The sequence below is a fragment of the Chitinophaga varians genome, from assembly GCF_012641275.1.
Lineage (GTDB): Bacteria > Bacteroidota > Bacteroidia > Chitinophagales > Chitinophagaceae > Chitinophaga > Chitinophaga varians_A.
The window spans coordinates 2407072-2426029 of sequence record NZ_JABAIA010000001.1; the positions used below are offsets into that span (position 1 = coordinate 2407072).

At 49.0% G+C, this 18958-nt stretch carries 19 protein-coding genes; 7 read left to right on the plus strand and 12 right to left on the minus strand.

The features are described from left to right. Positions 1-5 precede the first annotated feature (5 nt). A complete protein-coding gene (locus HGH92_RS09745; RefSeq protein WP_168870536.1) occupies positions 6-644 on the minus strand; it encodes an MBL fold metallo-hydrolase in 639 nt (212 codons plus the stop codon). A gap of 57 nt (positions 645-701) precedes the next feature. Between HGH92_RS09745 and HGH92_RS09750 the strand changes: the two genes are divergently transcribed. Beyond that, the gene (locus HGH92_RS09750; RefSeq protein ID WP_211092568.1) at positions 702-4139 is read left to right on the plus strand and encodes a hypothetical protein; all 3438 of its coding nucleotides are present in this window, start codon (positions 702-704) and stop codon (positions 4137-4139) included. A 160-nt stretch (positions 4140-4299) separates the two neighbouring features. Here HGH92_RS09750 and HGH92_RS09755 read toward each other — a convergent pair whose 3' ends face one another. The 5 genes from HGH92_RS09755 to HGH92_RS09775 are packed head-to-tail and all read right to left on the minus strand — an operon-like array spanning position 4300 to position 7696. After that, the gene (locus HGH92_RS09755; protein ID WP_168870537.1) at positions 4300-4971 is read right to left on the minus strand and encodes a DUF1361 domain-containing protein; all 672 of its coding nucleotides are present in this window, start codon (positions 4969-4971) and stop codon (positions 4300-4302) included. Between the two features lie 15 nt (positions 4972-4986). Next, positions 4987-5367, minus strand: a complete 381-nt coding sequence (locus HGH92_RS09760) for a diacylglycerol kinase family protein (protein ID WP_168870538.1) — start codon at positions 5365-5367, stop codon at positions 4987-4989. 3 nt (positions 5368-5370) lie between these two features. After that, complete coding sequence (gene creD, locus HGH92_RS09765) at positions 5371-6696, minus strand: cell envelope integrity protein CreD (RefSeq protein ID WP_168870539.1); 1326 nt, start codon at positions 6694-6696, stop codon at positions 5371-5373. A gap of 53 nt (positions 6697-6749) precedes the next feature. Continuing rightward, entirely contained in the window at positions 6750-7046 is a 297-nt protein-coding gene (locus HGH92_RS09770) for a winged helix-turn-helix domain-containing protein (protein WP_168870540.1), read from the minus strand. A 5-nt stretch (positions 7047-7051) separates the two neighbouring features. Continuing rightward, positions 7052-7696, minus strand: coding sequence for a hypothetical protein (locus HGH92_RS09775; RefSeq protein ID WP_168870541.1), 645 nt, complete (start codon positions 7694-7696; stop codon positions 7052-7054). Positions 7697-7895: 199 nt separating this feature from the next. Here HGH92_RS09775 and HGH92_RS09780 point away from each other — a divergent pair, with 199 nt between their 5' ends. The 3 genes from HGH92_RS09780 to HGH92_RS09790 are packed head-to-tail and all read left to right on the plus strand — an operon-like array spanning position 7896 to position 11274. Beyond that, complete coding sequence (locus tag HGH92_RS09780; protein WP_168870542.1) at positions 7896-10340, plus strand: DUF5686 family protein; 2445 nt, start codon at positions 7896-7898, stop codon at positions 10338-10340. Next, the gene (locus HGH92_RS09785; protein WP_168870543.1) at positions 10340-10729 is read left to right on the plus strand and encodes a hypothetical protein; all 390 of its coding nucleotides are present in this window, start codon (positions 10340-10342) and stop codon (positions 10727-10729) included. The genes HGH92_RS09780 and HGH92_RS09785 overlap by 1 nt, the downstream gene beginning before the upstream one ends. A 20-nt stretch (positions 10730-10749) precedes the next feature. Then, complete coding sequence (locus HGH92_RS09790) at positions 10750-11274, plus strand: hypothetical protein (protein WP_168870544.1); 525 nt, start codon at positions 10750-10752, stop codon at positions 11272-11274. A 450-nt stretch (positions 11275-11724) separates the two neighbouring features. On the opposite strand, the gene HGH92_RS09795 is transcribed toward HGH92_RS09790, so the two are convergent. Beyond that, on the minus strand, positions 11725-12906 hold the full coding sequence (locus tag HGH92_RS09795) for an aspartate aminotransferase family protein (protein WP_168870545.1): 1182 nt from the start codon (positions 12904-12906) through the stop codon (positions 11725-11727). Between the two features lie 85 nt (positions 12907-12991). On the opposite strand from HGH92_RS09795, the gene HGH92_RS09800 reads away from it, so the two are divergent. Genes HGH92_RS09800 through HGH92_RS09810 form a run of 3 tightly spaced genes read left to right on the plus strand, consistent with a single transcriptional unit; the run spans position 12992 to position 13867 of the window. Then, positions 12992-13522: a gamma carbonic anhydrase family protein gene (locus HGH92_RS09800; protein ID WP_168870546.1), complete on the plus strand. Its 531-nt coding sequence runs from the start codon at positions 12992-12994 to the stop codon at positions 13520-13522. Between the two features lie 42 nt (positions 13523-13564). Continuing rightward, entirely contained in the window at positions 13565-13714 is a 150-nt protein-coding gene (locus tag HGH92_RS09805; RefSeq protein WP_168870547.1) for a hypothetical protein, read from the plus strand. Between the two features lie 12 nt (positions 13715-13726). Beyond that, on the plus strand, positions 13727-13867 hold the full coding sequence (locus tag HGH92_RS09810) for a hypothetical protein (protein ID WP_168870548.1): 141 nt from the start codon (positions 13727-13729) through the stop codon (positions 13865-13867). Here the strand turns inward: HGH92_RS09810 and rsgA are convergent, their stop codons facing one another. The 5 genes from rsgA to HGH92_RS09835 all read right to left on the minus strand — a co-directional run bounded on the left by rsgA (position 13868) and on the right by HGH92_RS09835 (position 18779). Then, positions 13868-14803, minus strand: coding sequence for a ribosome small subunit-dependent GTPase A (gene rsgA / locus HGH92_RS09815; protein ID WP_168870549.1), 936 nt, complete (start codon positions 14801-14803; stop codon positions 13868-13870). It lies immediately after the preceding gene. A 104-nt stretch (positions 14804-14907) separates the two neighbouring features. Beyond that, entirely contained in the window at positions 14908-15918 is a 1011-nt protein-coding gene (locus HGH92_RS09820) for a vWA domain-containing protein (RefSeq protein WP_211092569.1), read from the minus strand. 25 nt (positions 15919-15943) lie between these two features. Then, entirely contained in the window at positions 15944-16951 is a 1008-nt protein-coding gene (locus tag HGH92_RS09825; RefSeq protein WP_168870550.1) for a hypothetical protein, read from the minus strand. Positions 16952-16976: 25 nt separating this feature from the next. Beyond that, positions 16977-17846, minus strand: a complete 870-nt coding sequence (locus HGH92_RS09830) for a DUF58 domain-containing protein (protein WP_168870551.1) — start codon at positions 17844-17846, stop codon at positions 16977-16979. 9 nt (positions 17847-17855) lie between these two features. Beyond that, a complete protein-coding gene (locus tag HGH92_RS09835; RefSeq protein WP_410493905.1) occupies positions 17856-18779 on the minus strand; it encodes an AAA family ATPase in 924 nt (307 codons plus the stop codon). Between the last annotated feature and the right edge of the window lie 179 nt (positions 18780-18958).

Consider the following 18958-nt stretch of genomic DNA (forward strand, 5'->3'; position numbering starts at 1 on the left):
AGTTCCTATACCAGGAAAGGATTGTATTTCTTCTCAAACCCAATCGTAGTGGCGGGACCGTGCCCAGGGAACACCCGGGTTTCATCCGGCAATACAAACAGCTTCTCACGGATACTGTTCAGCAGGGTGGCATGATTGCCGCCTGGCAGGTCTGTACGGCCGATGCTCTGGTAAAACAGCACATCGCCTCCAATCACAAACTGCTGGTCAGCGCAGTAAAAGGAGATACTTCCGGGCGAGTGGCCTGGTGTGAAAAGCACATCCAGTTCATGAGCGCCAAAGGGAATCTTTTCTCCTTCCACGATATAACGCCCAGGCATGGGAGAGGGGTCGAACGGCAGGTTATACATGGCACCCACTGCCTGGGAATTGTCCATCACCACCTGTTCTTTCTCATGAAACTCCGGTTTTAAGCCATAGGTTTGCGATACCAGTTTGTTACCGAAGATGTGATCAAAGTGGCAGTGAGTGTTCAGCAATCTTGTAACATTTAGGTGTTCCGTTTGTATATATTGTAATAATTCTTTTCTTTCGTCCTGAAAATAACAACCCGGGTCTATAATTATACATTCCCTTTTTCCGTTAATAAGCAGGTAGGTGTTTTCCTGGAGAGGACCAAAAGTGAATTGTTGGATTTCGATCATGTTACCTGATTTTTAGCTAATTTTAAAACAGATCACAATATTATCAATACTTTCTGTATGAACAGATTTATTACCAGGTTATTATTCGGTGCCCTATTACTTGGAACATTCGTTACACAAGCCCAGACCAATACCGTTGAATTCGGCCAAAATCGTGTTCAGTTCAAGAATTTTAAGTGGAGATATTACCAAAGCCGGCATTTCAACACCTATTTCAGCCAGAACGGGCTGGAACTGGGCAAGTACGTTGTCCAGGTAGCCGAAAAGGAATTACCTTCGATAGAACAGTTCATGGAGTCGAATCCCCGCCAGCGCATCAATATTGTGGTCTATAACAGCTTCGGAGAGATGAAACAGTCCAATATCGGCATCGGTGTTGACTGGCAGAACACCGGAGGCGTTACTAAGCTGGTAGGCAATAAAATGATCGTTTACTACGATGGCAACCACGAAAACCTGCACCGCCAGATCCGCCAGGGAATAGCCCGCATTCTGCTGGAAACCCTTCTCTTTGGTGAAGACATCGGCGAATTTGCCGGCAACGCCGCCCTGATAGACTTCCCGAAATGGTTTACCGACGGCTTTATCGCCTACGCGGCCGAAAACTGGACCGCCAAGCTCGATGAAGAACTGAAGTCCGTGCTGCTCTCCGGTAAATACAACAGCTTCAACCAACTGGCCTATGATAAACCACTGCTGGCCGGACAAGCTTTCTGGTACTATGTGGAAAGCAAATATGGCAAAGATGCCGTTCCTTACCTGATGTACATCACCCGTATCAACAGGGGGCTGAAAAAAGGCTTCGAGCAGGTGCTCAACCAGACACCCAAAAAAGCCACCCAGGACTTCTTCGTTTTTTACCAGAAACGTTTTGCTGAAGATAACCGCAGACGTAAAACATCTGCCAAAGGCCGCACTATTGTTGCACAGGAAATCGGTAAATCCGATTACTACCGCTTCAATCCCAATCCTAAAAACAACTCATATGCCGTGGTAGAATTCAAAAAAGGCGTCTACCGCGTACAAATACAGCTGGGCTGGAACAAACCCAAAGTGCTCCTGCGCAGTGGCGTCATGCAGCTGGCCAACCAGGTGGACCCTAACTATCCGCTGATGGCCTGGAATACCAAAGGTAACCGCCTCGCCGTCGTATATGAGCATGAAGGCAAGACCAAACTGATGGTCTACGACCTCATCACGAAAACGACCCTACGTCAGGACCTGCCGCAGTTTGACCGTGTGGTGGACTTCAAATACATGCCGGTACAGGAAAATACCCTCCTGCTGTCTGCCATCAAAAACGGACATACCGACATCTTCACCTACAGCATCAGCAATTCCAAAACTGACCAGATCACCAACGACGTATACGACGACCTCGACCCGTCTTTCGCCGCCTTCCCGGGCAAAAGCGGTATCATCTACTCTTCCAACAGGCCCGTGCCCAAAGGAAGAGGCAGCGACACCACCCTGCCTAACAGGCCGTTCAACATCTTCATGGTGGACAACTGGAACAAAAGCAGCGAAAAACAGATCACACAGCTCACCGACCTGAAGTATGGCGATGCCAGACTGCCCATGCAGTATAACACTACGCACTTCACCTTTGTGTCAGATGCCAACGGTATCCGTAACCGTTATGCCGGCTTCTTCAAATCAAAAAATGCCGGAGTGGACTCGCTTTTCTTCGTAGGCTCGGAAATACTCCATAACCCGGACAAGGAGGAGCTGGACTCCACGCTGGCAGCCTATGGCACCACTGCTCCGGACTCTGTACAGGCGGTGGCCATCACCATGGACTCTACCTACACTTTCCCGATATCCAACTATCCGTACGGTATCCAGGAATCCCGCATCACCGGCGAGCAGGGCGAAGTATCCGAAGTGGTAGGCTATGCCGGTATCAAACGGCTCATGAAACTGAAGGTAGACACCAACGTGCTGAAGAAAAGAAATGTAAACGCCCGTCCCACCAACTTCCGCCGGGCGGAAATGCATGCCGACAGCCTTCGTTTAGGCCTGCCTACCTATTCTGAACAGGCAGCCCCAAAAGACACCACGCCGCATACCAACTTCTTCCAGAACGAGTTTGGCAATGATCCGGCGGATACCACCAGTCATGCTAATAATAATAACAATAACAATGTGTCCGGTACCACACCATCTTCATCCATCCCGGGCCTATTCGAGAAGAAAAAAGAAGAACCGGTGCTGAAAAAAGCGAAGCTCTTCCCTTATAAGTTCAAATTCGCATCGGACTACCTGGTGTTGCAGCTGGACAACTCTATCCTGATCAACAAATACCAGCCGTTTACCGGTCCTCCGTCTGGCCCGATCCGCCTGACTGATCCTGTGAACGGGTTAATTCGTATAGGCGTCAGCGATCTGTTTGAGGACCTGAAGTTTAACGGCGGGTTCCGTATTCCGTCTTCCCTGCAGGGTTCCGAGTATTTCTTCACGGCCAATTACCTGAAGAAACGCTTCGATTATAAGTTCACCTACTACCGTAAAGTGGACAAAAACAACGACGTTATCGTGAACGACTCTACGCTGGGACAATTCCGTGCCCCCGCCAAGTTCATCACCAACCTGTACCAGGTAGAAGCACGTTATCCGTTTGACCAGGTACGCAGCATCCGCCTGACTGTTGGTTACCGTACCGATAAGCTGGTGGCGCAGGCTGTGGAGAAACCGTCACTGCTGAGCAAAAACTACAGCGAAAGTTATGCGATCGGCCGACTGGAATATGTATATGACAATACCATCAATCCGGCCATCAACATATGGAACGGTACCCGCTACAAGGTCTATGGAGAGATCAATTCCCAGCTGACCAATGGCGGCCTGAATGAGATCTTCAACCCGAATTCACCTGCCAACGGCGGACGGTTCACCTATAATATGGGCGTTGACGTTAGACACTACGAGAAAATATACCGCAACTTCATCTGGGCTACCCGCTTTTCACTGGATATGTCCTGGGGTACCCGCAAACTGCTGTACTACCTCGGTGGTATCGACAACTGGCTGAACCCGCAGATCAACACCAATACGCCGGTGAATATGAGCGCCAACTACGCATTCCAGACCCTGGCGGAAAACCTGCGTGGCTACAAACAGAATGCGAAAAACGGTAACAACGTGATGCTGCTCAATACAGAATTACGTCTGCCGGTATTCGCCACCTTCATCGAGAAACCGATCAACTCTGCTTTCCTGCGCAACTTCCAGGTAACCACCTTCATGGACATTGGTACCGCCTGGAATGAGAAACTGAGCTTTAAAGACGCTAATTATACCAGCTACAACGATGATAACGGACTGGTGACCACCCGTATCAAAGAAGGTTTCCTTGGTCCGTTCATTGGCGGTTATGGCTTCGGTGCGCGTACTACCATTGCCGGCTACTTCCTTCGTGTAGATGCCGGTTGGCCGATGGTAGCGTTCTTCCGTGGCAGCCCGATCTGGTATTTCGGTATGGGCGTGGACTTCTGATTTAGGGATTTTTTAATTTACGATTTTGGAATTTCGGGGATTGCCCCAAGCGCATAAAAGAGAAGACCGAAGCGATTGCTTCGGTCTTCTCTTTTATTTATACTTCTTTTATACTTCGCTGTTATGATCCCGAAATTTCAAAATCGTAAATCAACAAACCCTAAATGCTTTGTTTTTTTACCAGCGGATACATCAGGCTGAGGAAGACGCCCATGCAGATCGTGAAAGCCCAGGCGCTGCGGTTTTCCACCGGATGCAGGACAATGTCTCTCATATCCCCCAGAAGCGTCAGCGGGTCTTTTACCAGGTCCCAGCTGTTATAACGAAGATAGCGGCCAATATATACCCCCATGCCACAGAGGAACATTACCGGGAAGGTAAACAGCCAGGCCGGCCAGCGGGTATGGCGGGCGCTCCAGAGGTGTTCCATGCTGCGGATAGACATGTAGCCCAGCATCATACCGTTCCAGGCAAAGGAGAATATCACGAACAGGTCGAACCAGAGCGGTACACCGCCATCGAAGAGATGGAACAGGTCCGTGAGGATATAGGGAGCGTTTGGAATGAATAACAACCAGGCGACGAAACAGCCGTACCAGGTAAGGCGGTTGTTGATTTCCGCGGGATGTTTTTCCATCCAGCGGGTAATAGCAAAGGGCACGTAGGCCAGGAAAAGATTCCACACCAAAGATACACGCAGGTAAGTACCGGAATGGTATATACGATAGCACAACAGTGCCAGGCTAAACAGAATGGAAAAGTACAGCGTATATCGCTGCTGGTTTTTCGCAACCCGCTGCCGGATCAAACGGAAGATGCCTTTCAGTCGCATGGTTCAAATGTTTTTTTAATGATTAACCGTTGACAGGATATGGGGGATAAATATCAGGGCGCCGATGCCGGCGGCGGCGATAGCCGCGATGAGCACGGCACCTGCCGCCACGTCCTTGATCCACTTTACACGTGGATGATAGTCGGGCGACAGGTGGTCCATGATTTTTTCGATGACGGTGTTCAGCATTTCTGTGACCCAGACCATCGCGATGGTAATGATCAGCAATATCCATTCCATCCTGGAAAGCTTATACCAACAGCCGGCTGCCGTTACCACGATAGTGGCCACCAGGTGGATGCGCGCGTGGGGTTCACTGCGAAGAAAAGCCGCTATCCCGCTGAAAGCATATCCGAAACTGGCCACCCGTTTGCTGAAATAAGAATCTTTCCTCATATTTTATTGTACTGTTGATTTTTCGGATAATTTGTCCCATTTGATGGTCCTGCTGAAATACATGATGGCAGCCAGTGTCAGGAAGAGACCAATGCTGCCCATCAGGAGGGCCTGGTCTTCCGCGCTGATAATCACATAGATAAAACCGTACAACAACAGCAAGGTACCACCAATGCCTGCAGCGATACGGCCGCTTTTATAGGCGCTGGCCACATACAGTGATATCAGGCCTATGGTGAGACCGCTGGCAATCAGGTAGGCCAGTGTAAAGTTAAGCTGTTCTGATATGGATATCAGCAGGGTATAGAAAATACAGAGGGCGAGGCCTACAAGGGCGTACTGTAATGGATGAATGGCGCGGCGTTGGGAGAGTTCAATAAAATAGAAGATAATAAAGGTAAGCCCGATGACGAGGATAGCGTATTTCACCGCTCTGATGGACTGCTGGTAGCTTTCAGCCGGCATAAAGAATTTGATGCCGAAATCCGCGCTGTGGATATCGTATTTATTGCCGGCCCAGCTCTGGGGATATTCGCGGTTGAGGTCTTGTATTTCCCAGGCAGCGCTAAAGCCTTTGGCGTCCACGCGGCGGTCTTTCGGCGGGAAGGCGCCGTCAAAGCTGGGGTCGGGCCAGCTGGAGCTGGTATGTACCGTAGTGGTTTTACCCACGGGGGAGAAGCTGATCCTGCCTGAGCCTTTTACGCCCAGTTCCAGGGAGAAGGTGCCGGCGAGGGCCGCGGTATCGCCGGAGGCCAGCGATACCGGGGACTGGATGCCACTTTTAAACAGGTCAGTATTGACCACGCCGGGGCTGAAAGGGAATGTTTTCCCGTTCCAGACCATTTTAACCTGGTTGTCTATGCCACGCAGGTCGGTGATGCCCATGATAACGGATGCCTGGTCCCATTTCAGGGCGGATGGCGGTACGCCTGATTTGTAGATGGCGGCAGGGCTGAAGGAGCCACTCAGCTGCATTTTGGCGTCGTAGACGGCCACGCTGAAGATGCCTCTTTTAAGTTTTTGGGGCAACAATTCTCCATTGATTTTTAATTGTTCCGGTAACAGGTACACGTAATTGGCGTTGGCGGAACCGGCAACGGTATAGGGAATGGCCAGAATAGGGTCGGTAATATGTTGTTCGTATCCCCAGCGGCTGCTGACTTCTTCCACAGCAGAGGACTGCCTGTCCTGGCGTTCGCGGATGACGTCGGTGATCATGCTGGCCGGGATCAGTAATACCATCATCATGATGACAATGACAATCGCTTTGAAGGCGTAAGCGTAACGACTAAAAAAGGAGGTGTTGAGGTTGTTTTCGGGAACTTCCATGGTATGATTTTTTAAAAAGCACTTTGTGTTTCAAAGTAAAAAGACAAAAAAAATTATTTAGTGAATTTGATCATGTGTTCAAGGGCCGCCAGATGGCCTTTGAAGGCTTTTTCCCCGGCAGTGGTAATAGCGTAGGTGGTATTGGTTTTGCGGCCAATAAACCCTTTGTATACCTTGATGTAGCCGTTTTCCTCCAGGGTATTGAGATGAGAGGCCAGATTACCATCAGTGACTTCCAGCATCTGCTTAAGGTCATTAAAATTGACCTCATTATTTACCATCAGCACACTCATTACACCCAGTCGGATGCGGCTCTCAAATATCTTGTTTAAATTACCGATCGGATTCATGCTAATTATTGAAAGCTTCCCTTTCTCTCATATTTCCACCACATTACGATACCATAAACGATGTGTAACACGCCAAAACCCACTGCCCAAAAATAAAGCCCTTTACGCAAAAGAAAAAGATTAGCGATACCAAGCAGGATTTCCAGGATGCCCAGATAACGTAATTCCGGCAGGGTATACTTACTGGCATTCACCAGCGCGAGGCCATAGAATACCAGACAGGTAGGCGCCACCAGCGTTTCCATATGGTTGTACAATATCCCCGCCGCAAAAGCGCCACCGGCTGCCAGCGGAATACACACATTGATCAGTACTTTACGGCTTGTCACGTCCCATATGGGAAGATTGTTTTTCTTCGCCCGGCGCCACGTGAAAAAGAGCCCTCCGCTTACCGCTGCCACCATTACCACCAAGGCAGTGGTAATCAGTTTAACCTTCAGGTCCGCATAGTCGGCATCGTTATATACGCCCGTGCTGTCCCAACGCTCATAATACGCCACCAGCCAAACACGCGCCAGCCAGGCACCCACCAGGGCGCACAGCCCCGCAGACACGCCACTCAGCCCGCTCAGTGAAATAAACCGGCTGCTGCGCTCCATGATACGCTTGATGTCTGTTAACGTCTGCAAATGTTGTTGGTCGTCTGTCATACTAAAAAGCACTTTGCAATACAAAGCTAAAATAATTTCCGGTATTTCAAAATATATTTTTTTCGTCATAACTGCGTTACCTTCAGGAAAGCAACTATACAGGTTAGCGTTAAATACTCTAAGTTTGTTGTCAGATATGTTTGGTTGGAAAAGAATTATAGCGGTCCTAATAGGCATAAGCGTTTGGTGTACAGAATTGATGGCGCAGCAATATAAGGTCAGTGGAACAGTGAGAGATGCGCACTCGCAGGAAATCATTCCCTTCGCCACCCTTCAGTTTGATCACACACAAACTGGTATGGTCAGCAATGCCGAAGGAAAATTTTTATTTGAGTTAAATGTTATCCCGTCAGATTCCTTACTGGTCAGGGTAATGGGATATACCATTCTTAAAATGCCGGTCAACCGTACCCTGAACGAGCAAACCATCAACTTTGAAGTCACCCGCTCAGATCTCTCCCTCAAAACATACGAAATAAAAGCCAACGTTAACTTCGCCCTCATCCTCCTTAAACAGATCGTTAAACACAAACCGGAAAATAATTACAACCGGCTCGATAATTATAAATACGAAGTTTACAATAAACTGGAACTGGACATGAAAAACCTGAACAAGGAAAAACTGTCCAGAAACAGGTTCACCAAACCATTTGCTTTCATCCTCGATAATATCGACAGCACATCAGAAGATAAACCATTCCTCCCTATCTTCCTGACCGAATCCCTGTCGGATTATTATTTTCAATCATCTCCCCGGAAAACAAAAGAAGTCATCAAAGCCGCCCGTACCTCCGGCATCGACAACGAAAGCGTGACGAAATTCCTCGGTGGCATGTACCAAAATATCAATGTCTACAACAATTTCATTCCGGTATTCGATAAACAGTTCGTCAGCCCGATACACCACAACGGCGCCTTCTACTACGACTATAAAATAGCCGATACACAGTACATCAGCAGCCAGCGGTTCATCAAACTCAACTTTACGCCTAAACGAAAAGGAGAGAACACGTTCATCGGCGACATCTGGGTACATGACACTACCTACGCCGTCATGAAAGCCACCCTTTCTGTACCGAAAGATGCCAACATCAACTTTGTCCGCCGCGTGAGCATGGTGCAGGAATTCCGGCAGCTGCACGACAGCACCTGGTTCCTTTATAAAGACAAGTTCGTGGCCGACTTCTGGGCACCCAGCCCCAAACCCGGTAAAACATTCGATTTTATCGGCCGCAAAAGCACCACCTACGATAATGTGATCACGAACGATACTGCCGCCACCAACATTTTCAGTGACAAAAAATACCCGGAGGCTGTCGTAGTGCTCGACAGCGCGCGCATCCGCAAAGAATCTTTCTGGCAGGACAACCGCCCGGACAGTCTCAGCAAAAATGAGATGGGTATCTACAAAATGATCGACACCCTCCAACGGATGCCGCTCTTCCAGAAATACTCCAATACCATCCGCTTCCTGGCAACAGGCTATAAACCGTTCGGCCCCATAGAGTGGGGACCTTACTATTACCTGTTTTCGCAAAACCGGCTGGAAGGGTTCCGTTTGCGGCTCGACCTGGGCACCACGCCCAAGTTCAACAAAGACATCTACCTCTACGGATACCTGGCCTACGGCTTCAAGGACAACGTCTATAAAGGAAAAATGTCCGCCCTCTGGCTGCTGAAAAGACATCCGCGCATGTATCTCTACGGCGCCTACACGAAAGACCTTGACAACGGCTCCCACTACTACGATGAAGTAGGCACCGACAACATTTTCACCCTCGCCATCCGCAAAAACGGTATCCCGCAGAAGTTCCTCATGATACAGGAACAACGGCTGGAATTCTTTAAAGAATATTACAGCGGCTTCTCTCACCAGATAACGCTGCTCCATAAACAGGCCAGGCCATACGAGCCATTGCCAACCGCTGAGTTCTTTCCCAAAACCATCAGTAACCGCGACCCGCTCACCACCACAGAAGTGGAACTGAAGCTCCGCTGGGCTTTTCATGAACAATTCCTGGAAGGCAACTACTACCGGATCAGCCTTGGCAGCAAATACCCCATCACGGAATTGAAGTACGCTGTCGGTATCCCGGGTATCGCCAACAGCGGCCAGCAATATCAGCGTGTATCCCTCAGCGTGTCTGACTATGTGAAGCTGCCTCCTTTCGGCTCCCTGTACTATAACGTTTTTGGTGGCAAGATCTTCGGCACCGTGCCTTACACTTCCCTCGAAGTACATCCGGGCAACGAGATCTACTACTACAACAAATACGCCTTCAACATGATGAACCGCTTCGAATTCCTCAGCGATCAATATGTTGGTTTCAACGTGGAACATACCATCGGCAACGGTATCTTCGGATATATACCACTCATCAAGAAGTTGAAATGGCGCCAGTTCTGGACCGCCAAAGGGGTAGTGGGCTCTCTGTCAGAACCAAATAAAAAACTCAACCTCTATAACGGCTATCCTTTCCGTACACTCGAAGGCAACCCTTACCTGGAAGTTGGCACCGGCATCGAAAACATCTTTAAATTCCTGCGGGTGGACTTCATCTGGCGCGTAGCTCCGGATGTATTGCCAGATGAACCGGCCAATAAGAAATTCGGCGTATTTGGCAGCTTTAAATTGCAGTTCTGATGAAAAAAGACGTAACACATACCGTCTTGTTCGATACGCTGCTGTCCGGCGAGATAGGCGACATGTATTACGACCTGCACAACGATTTTAAATGCATCCGCATTACCTACAGCCTGATGGCCAAAAAGCTGGAACTGCGGTTCACCAACGATGATGACAGGATTGTTATTACGTTCGTTGATGCCCGGTTAGGAAGCTGCAGTATCAATCCCACGCAACCCAGAAGCATACTCACGCTCTTTTATCGCAGCCACTTTGAAATGAATAACAATCATCATGAAATGACTTCCAAAGGAGAGTATTATTATCAACTTGAATTTCTGGAAGAAGCTAAACTGGAAGTGTTTGCCCGACAGGTAGTGATGGACATGACCCGGCTGAATAGTTAACAACAGCACCCTACAACTTTATGAAAACGATATTAACCTTCTGTCTGTATTGCTGCCTTCAGCTTCTATCTCTTTGTATCCATGCACAGGAAACCAACACCTGCGACTGCCTCGTGCTCATGGACCCGAACTTCAGCGGGAAGACCGAATTATACGATGACAAAGGCAACATCACCAAATATGTAGAACACAATTTCCGGTACGAAGACTTCATTGTCTTTCGCCTGAAAGAAGACAACGACAGCCTGTTTAAGGTAACTGCCAGGTATTCCCTCGTTAAAGGCGGCGTATCAAAAGGCTGGATAAAAAAATCTGCGCAGATTGGCACCTATCTTACATCCTATTCAGGGAACATCGCTATTTATAGTGAGCCCAGTAAGAAGTCGAATAAATCTACTATTCCTGAGTGGACCAATCAATTGGTCCAGGTATCTGCGTGTAAGTCCAACTGGGTAAAGATTTCACTTTGGCAGAAAGGGAAGCTGTATATTGGCTGGATACCGCCGGAAACGCAGTGTGCAAATCCTTATACTACGTGTAATTGATATTACTTTAGTCGTTATAACTGATTCAAACCTTTCAGAGAATACAAATAACAGTTATGTCAAATGTCCGCTTTTCATTTAAGAGTCTTTTCTGGTCATGCACCTTTGCTGTATTGCCGCTTATGTTGCTTTTTATCTTTCTAACATTCTTTAATCTGGTACCTGTATATTTTAATGATCAACCTTATTATGGGTTTAAAGGGGCACTCATTGCGATTCTTATGATTCCCTCTTTCGGTCTTATAATGGGATCGATGAATTGGATGTTCCTGAATTTTGGGAATTACCTGTATCAGAAGACATTAAAGTTGCTAGGCAAAAATGAACAATAAAAAATCTAATTATAGATACTATATCATTTATATGCCTGATACATTGTAGTATCAAACAAAAACGCCTCTACAAAAATTCTTTTTTCGTAGAGGCGTTTGTATTTAAATCAATTACATTTTATAATCTATCCAACCCTTCACAAATCACCCTACACGCCTGCACAATCTCTTCTTCCGTAATAATCAGCGGTGGAGCGATGCGCATACATTCCGGCGCAAAAAGGAACCAGTCAGTGAGCACACCGTTCGCTATACAGTAATCAATCGTTTTTTTGTTGACTTCAAAACTTTCCAGTTCCACTGCCATCATCAGTCCCAGTGAGCGTACCGCTCTAATGGCCGGATGTTGCAAATGTTGGCGGAACAGTTCTCCTTTGGCTTTCACATCTTTGATCACCTGCGATTCCAGCAGTGCGTTGAAACCGGCCAGGCCTGCGGCGCAGTTCACCGGATGTCCGCCGAAGGTAGTGATATGCCCCAGTACCGGGTTGTTGGTGAGGCTCCACATGATGGTATGGGAAGAGATGAACGCGCCTAGTGGCATACCGCCGCCCAAAGCCTTACCGAGCAACAGTATATCAGGGACAATGCCCAGTTGTTCAAAAGCCCAGAGCGTTCCATTGCGGCCGAGGCCACATTGCACTTCGTCGAGTATCAACAGGGCACCTGTTTCATTGCACTTAGCGCGCAAAGCGTGTATCCATTCCAGTTGGGGAACGATCACGCCGCCTTCTCCCTGTATGCTTTCTGCGAATACAGCCGCCGTGTTATGGGTGATCAGTTCCAGCGAAGCGTAATTGTTATATTCGAGGTGTTGTATGCCGGGAAGCAGCGGGCGGTATGCGTTGCGCCAGTATTCATCACCGAGGATGCTGAGCGCCCCCTGCGTAGAGCCGTGGTAGCTGCGGTTAAAGGCCGCGATCTCTGTTCTGCCGGTGAAACGTTTGGCCAGTTTCATGGCACCTTCCACTGCTTCGGCGCCGGAGTTGGTGAAGTATACACAGTCGAGGTTTTCAGGGAGGTGTTCGGTCAGCGCTTTAGCATAAGCTACCTGTGGCGACTGTACGAATTCCCCGTATACAAGCAGGTGCATATATTGCTGCGCCTGTTCCTGGATAGCTTTCACCACGGCAGGGTGACAATGACCCATGTTACATACGCTGATGCCGGCAATCAGGTCCAGATACTTCCTGCCATTGACATCCCACATGTACATGCCTTCCGCTTTAACGATCTCCAATGCCAGCGGCGCATCTGATGTTTGCGCTACGTGCTGCAAAAAAAGTTGCCTGTTGTTCATATCTCTTACATTCTCTGCGAAGGTAGAAAACAACGGCTAATTAGTAATTGTTATCTTTGTAACATTCAGATTAAAACTATCAGTTATGTCTCATATTATACCCTTAAGAGGATTTACTCCGAAGATTGCTGACGGCTGCTTTATCGCACCCAATGCCACCATTATCGGCGATGTAGAGATGGGCAAAGGCTGTACCGTATGGTTCAACGCCGTCGTTCGCGGCGATGTGAACAGCATCCGCCTCGGCGAAAATGTGAACGTACAGGACGGCGCCGTGATCCACTGCACTTATGAGAAGTCCAAAACCATTGTGGGCAATAATGTGTCCATCGGCCATAATGCTATCCTGCACGGCTGTACGGTAGACAACGACGTACTGATAGGCATGGGCGCTATCGTGATGGACGGCGCTCATATCAGCAGCAACAGCATCATCGCTGCGGGCGCAGTGATACTGGCAGGCACGCATGTGGAGCCAGGCACCATCTGGGCCGGCGTTCCCGCTAAAAAAGTGAAAGACATCGATATGGCCCTTATCAAAGGGGAAATCAACCGCATCTCCGGCAACTATAACATGTACGCTTCCTGGTACCAGGAAGGAGAGAAGCAATCCTAACGCTTTATAAAAATTCATTATATTGCAGGCAAATATCCCTCTATGAAAACGTTTATTTGCCTGCTCCTTTTGGCCGTCATTGTACTGCCAGGCTGCTCTTCGCAGAAATACGGGTGCCCCGCCACCAGCTACAACAAAAAAGATTTACAGCGGTCCAACCGCAAAGCAGGCAAACAAATGCGTTTATTCTAGTAAAACCATACTATGCGCAAAATAATCGCCCTTGCCCTGCTCGCTGCCATCACCCTCATGGCCTGCCGTACACAAAAGAAAGGATGCCCCCTGCCTAAACGCAACTGGGGCGCAGAGAAAGTTCTGGACGAACTCAGTAAGCCTAAAAAATAACTAGTACTGTTCCTCCTCAATGGATTCGAGGATCGTGGCATAGCTCACATAACGCTCAGGGTCAATCTCCCCGGCTTCTACGGCCTCCTTGACGGCACAACCGGGCTCGTTGATATGCAAACAGTTATTGAACTGGCATTGGGACAGGTAAGGCTGCATTTCAAGGAAATAGTGGGACAGTTCCGATTTCTCCATGTCCACGATACCAAATTCACGCACACCGGGGGTGTCTATCAGGCATCCACCGCCGGGCAGGTCATACATCTCCGCAAAAGTGGTGGTATGCAACCCCTTGCCGCTCCAGCCGCTGACCGCGGTGGTACGCAAGTCCAGCCCCGGCACCAGGTCATTGATCAGGGAGGACTTACCTACGCCGGAATGGCCGGACATCAGGGTGGTCTTGTCTTTCAGCATCGCCCTGATTTCTTCTATGCCTTCCATCCCGGTAGCGGAAATTAACTTCACCGGATAACCGATCCCCGTGTACAGCGCTTCGATGGCTTCAAACAGCTCCATTTCCTTTGCGCGGTAAATATCTTTTTTATTGAACACCAGTACCGCTGGAATATGGTAGGCTGCTGCGGTAACCAAAAAACGGTCTATAAAACCCAATGAGGTGCGAGGCTCGCGGATGGTACAAATCAACATCGCCTGGTCCAGGTTGGCGGCAATAATGTGTTTTTTGTTACGCCCATGCGGAGAACTGCGCACAATGTAATTCCGGCGCCCGCCAATTTCTGTGATCATGGCATTTTTGGCGTTGGCATCGCTGTCATCAGGCACAATCTCCACAACATCGCCCACGGCAATAGGATTGGTGGACGTGATATCATCATTTTTTTTGAAGATACCTTTCATCCTTGCCTGAAATATTTCACCTGTGGTGGTTTTCACCACATACCAGCTGCCTGTTGATTTGTATACTGTTGCTTGCAATAGTCCGGAAATTTATATCCCCAAAGGTAACTTGTTTCTGCAAAGCAGCAAAGGCACCGGGGAGATCCCTGGTGCCTTTGCTGCTTTGTGTCTGTTATAATAACTTATGGTAAACTTCTGAATACGGAATAACGCAGCACTACCTCCAGCAGGATACAGGCCAGCGCCAGCATGGCCAGCGGGAAGAAATGCTCTGCGTACCGTTTATAGGAAGTAATTTCCACTTTCGTTTTTTCCAGTTGATCGATCTCTGAGTAGATATTCTTCAGGTCGGTGGTGTTGGTGGCACGGAAGTACTTGCCGCCTGTCTCTTTGGAGATTTTCTTCATCAGCGGTTCATCGATCTGTACGTCCTGCATCACCATCTGCACGCTGCCGTCGGCCATCGGCATCGGGAAGGGCGCTTTGCCCTGTGTGCCCACCCCAATGGTGTATACCCTTATCTTAAAGGCTTTGGCTATCTCCAGCGCAGTGAGCGGGTCTACCAGGCCGGTGTTGTTCACACCGTCTGTCAGCAGGATGATCACTTTGCTTTTAGCGTGACTGCTACGCAGACGGTCCACGGAAGTAGCGAGGCCCATCCCAATGGCGGTACCGTCCTGCAACATACCGCTTTTCACCTGCATGATCTGGTTTTTCAACACGGCATGATCTGTTGTGATAGGACACTGGGTGAAGCTTTCGCCGGAAAACACTACCAGGCCGATACGGTCGCTGATACGTTTGTCCACGAAGTCCATCGCTACTTTTTTGGCGGCTTCCATCCTGTTGGGCTGCAGGTCTTCTGCCAGCATACTACCGGATATATCGATCGCCATGACGATGTCGATCCCTTCACTGTCAATATTTTCAGAAGTATTGGATGTCTGCGGACGGGCCAGTGCCGTTACCAGCGCGGCATAGGCCAGGATACGCAGGGCCAGCAAAACCGGCCGGAAACGCACCTTCCAGGATACGGGCAGTCCTCTCAGACCGGCCACAGATGATACCTTCATCACGCCCTGCGATTTCTTCCGCCGGGCAATGCGCCAGTATATCATCACCGGTATCAGCAATAAAAGCCAGAAGAAAACCGGGTAGGCAAATTCAATATTTTTCCACGCTGAAAAATCCATTACTTAAATTCAGTTAAATGACTAATTACGCGCCTGGTTGCAGCTTCTCATCCGGAGCAGCGGGCGTTTGCGCTGCCGGCTCCTCTTTGGGCCTTGTCCATTCCAGGATCTCTTCCGCTTTGTGCATACAGTCTTCATGCTCATCGGCAGTAGGCTGTAATTTGGCAAACTTGGCAAGGTCCGCAATGGCCAGCAGGGAGCGTAATTTATCCCGTTGCTGGTTCAGTTTGGTCACCGGCTTGATGTTCTTCAACAGCTCTTCTGAAGTCTGCTCCAAAGCAGCAATACCAAACTGGTGTTCAAAATAGGTGCGCAAAATATCTGTCAAACGGGTATAATACTGTTTGATATCGCCTTGCTGCCACAGCTGTTCCTCTTTCAGTGACTTCAGCTGTTGCCGGGCCAGGTCGTAAGGTGTTACCAGCGGCAGTTTCACTTCCGGCTTCTTTTCCGGGCGTTTACGGAAATACAGCCACAGGCCCAATGCAATGAGCACTACGGCAGCACCGATGGCCATGTACAACCAGTAATCCCAGATGTTCCAGGGAACTGCCTGTACCGTTTTGATCGGTTTAAATGCCTTGGTGGTATCTACGGCCACAGTATTGACATCGAAGGCCAGCGGCTGGCTGAACAACGTATCTACACTGTTGGCGCCGGTGGCGCCATATACTTCAAATTTCAGGGGAGGAAATTCCCAGTGACCGGAGTCAAAACTGGTGATGGTGAGCGTTTGCTGCAACACCTTCATGTCCTGCTGAGTCAGCGTGTCCGGATTGGAGCGGGTCACCACTTCGAAATGGTCCATGGAATCCGGCACAATGGGAAACAGCAGCCTGAATTCGGGCTTGTTGAAAACAGCTGCGGGCACGGTGGCCTTCAGGTGCACTTTCACCTGCTCGCCGATCCGGATGCTGCTGCTGTCCGCTTTGGCAGTCACTTCGAGGGTATTCTGCGCCAGCAGGCCGAGTGGGAACAACAACCCAATAAAGAAAGATAAAAGTATACGTCTTATCACTTGCTGTTTATACATGTCTGAATTTGCTCTCCTTATTAACTTATGCCCTGTTCAGGAAAAATGTCTGCAGTGCTTTTACATAGTCTTCATCGGTACGGATAGTCATCAGCTCTGCGCCGCTTTTCATAAAGGCATTTTTGCAATATTGCGCATGTTGTGCAAACTGGTGTTCATAGTATTGCCTTACCCGGCGGTCGGCGGTATCCACCCACTGTGTGGCGCCGGTTTCGGCGTCGGCCACCTGGATAAGCCCTACAGGGGGCAGCTCCCGGTCGCGCTGGTCGTACACCTGGATACCCACCATATCGTGCCTTTTGGCCGCAATGTTGAGGGCGTCCTGGTATTCGCCGGACAGGAAATCGCTCAGCATAAACACAATGCTGCGTTTTTTGGCGGCATTGTTAAAAAAGCGAAGCGTTTCCTTGATATTGGTACCTTTTCGTTTAGGCGTGAACGATAGCAGTTCACGGATAATGAACAGGATATGTGACTTACCTTTTTTGGGAGGGATATATTTTTCCATCCCGTCGCTGAAGAAGATAACGCCTACCTTATCATTGTTTTTGATAGCCGAAAAAGCCAGTACGGCGCACAGCTCAGTGATCAGGTCCCGCTTGTCGCGCTTCCGGGTGCCGAAGGAGGAGCTTTCGCTCATATCTACCAGCAGCATTACCGTCAGCTCTCTTTCTTCTTCAAAAACCTTCACAAACGGATGATTGAAACGTGCGGTCACGTTCCAGTCGATAGACCGTACATCGTCCCCGAAGTGATAGTCCCTCACCTCGCTGAACGACATGCCACGGCCTTTGAAAGCGCTATGGTATTCGCCTGCAAAGATGTGGTTGGTAAGACCTTTGGTCTTGATTTCAATCTGTCTTACCTTTTTGAGTATTTCGGCAGTGTCCAACATGATAAACGATTATGGCACTTCTACGGCATTGAGTATTTCGCTGAGGATGTTTTCGCTGGTCACGTTTTCGGCTTCTGCCTCATAGGTGAGCCCCACACGGTGGCGCATTACGTCGAAGCAGATGCTGCGTACGTCTTCCGGGATCACATATCCTCTGCGTTTCATAAAGGCATAAGCTTTGGCTGCCAGCGCCAGGTTGATACTGGCCCTTGGAGAACCGCCATAGGAAATGAGTGGCTTCAGCTTCTGCAGTTTGTATTCTTCCGGGTTACGGGTAGCGAATACGATATCGATAATATATTTTTCGATTTTCTCATCCATGTACACTTCCCGCACCAGCTTACGCGCTTCCATGATATCAGTCGGCTGTATTACCGCACGGATAGGCGTGGAGGCCTCTGGGTTCAGGTTCTGGCGGATGATGTGTCTTTCTTCTTCCTTGGTAGGATAACCGATCACCACTTTCAGCATGAAACGGTCTACCTGCGCTTCCGGCAGGGTATAGGTACCTTCCTGTTCTATCGGGTTCTGGGTAGCCAGTACCAGGAAGGGGTCATCCAGTTTGAAGGTATTATCACCGATGGTGATCTGTCTTTCCTGCATGGCTTCCAGCAGGGCGCTCTGTACTTTAGCAGGGGCACGGTTGATCTCGTCCGCCAGGATGAAGTTGGCGAAAATAGGCCCTTTACGTACTACAAACTCATTTTTCTGCTGGTTGTAGATCATGGTACCCACTACGTCGGCCGGTAACAGGTCAGGCGTAAACTGGATACGGCTGAACTTAGCATTGATGGCTGATGACAGAGATTTGATAGACAAGGTTTTTGCCAGGCCAGGTACACCTTCAAGTAAAACGTGACCCTGTGCCAGCAAGCCGATGAGCAATCTTTCCACCATGTAACGCTGCCCCACAATTACCTTGCCCAGCTCCATGTTCAGGAGGTCCACAAAAGCGCTGGCCTGGTGAATTTTTTCATTCAGTTGCCGGATATCGGACGATGTATTTTCCATGCTGTTAGTTTTTCAAGTGTGCTAAAATAAACATTCTCTTGTCAAATAAAACTTATCAATATGTGAAATGGCCGTTAAAGTGCTGTTAAACTTGCCACTGT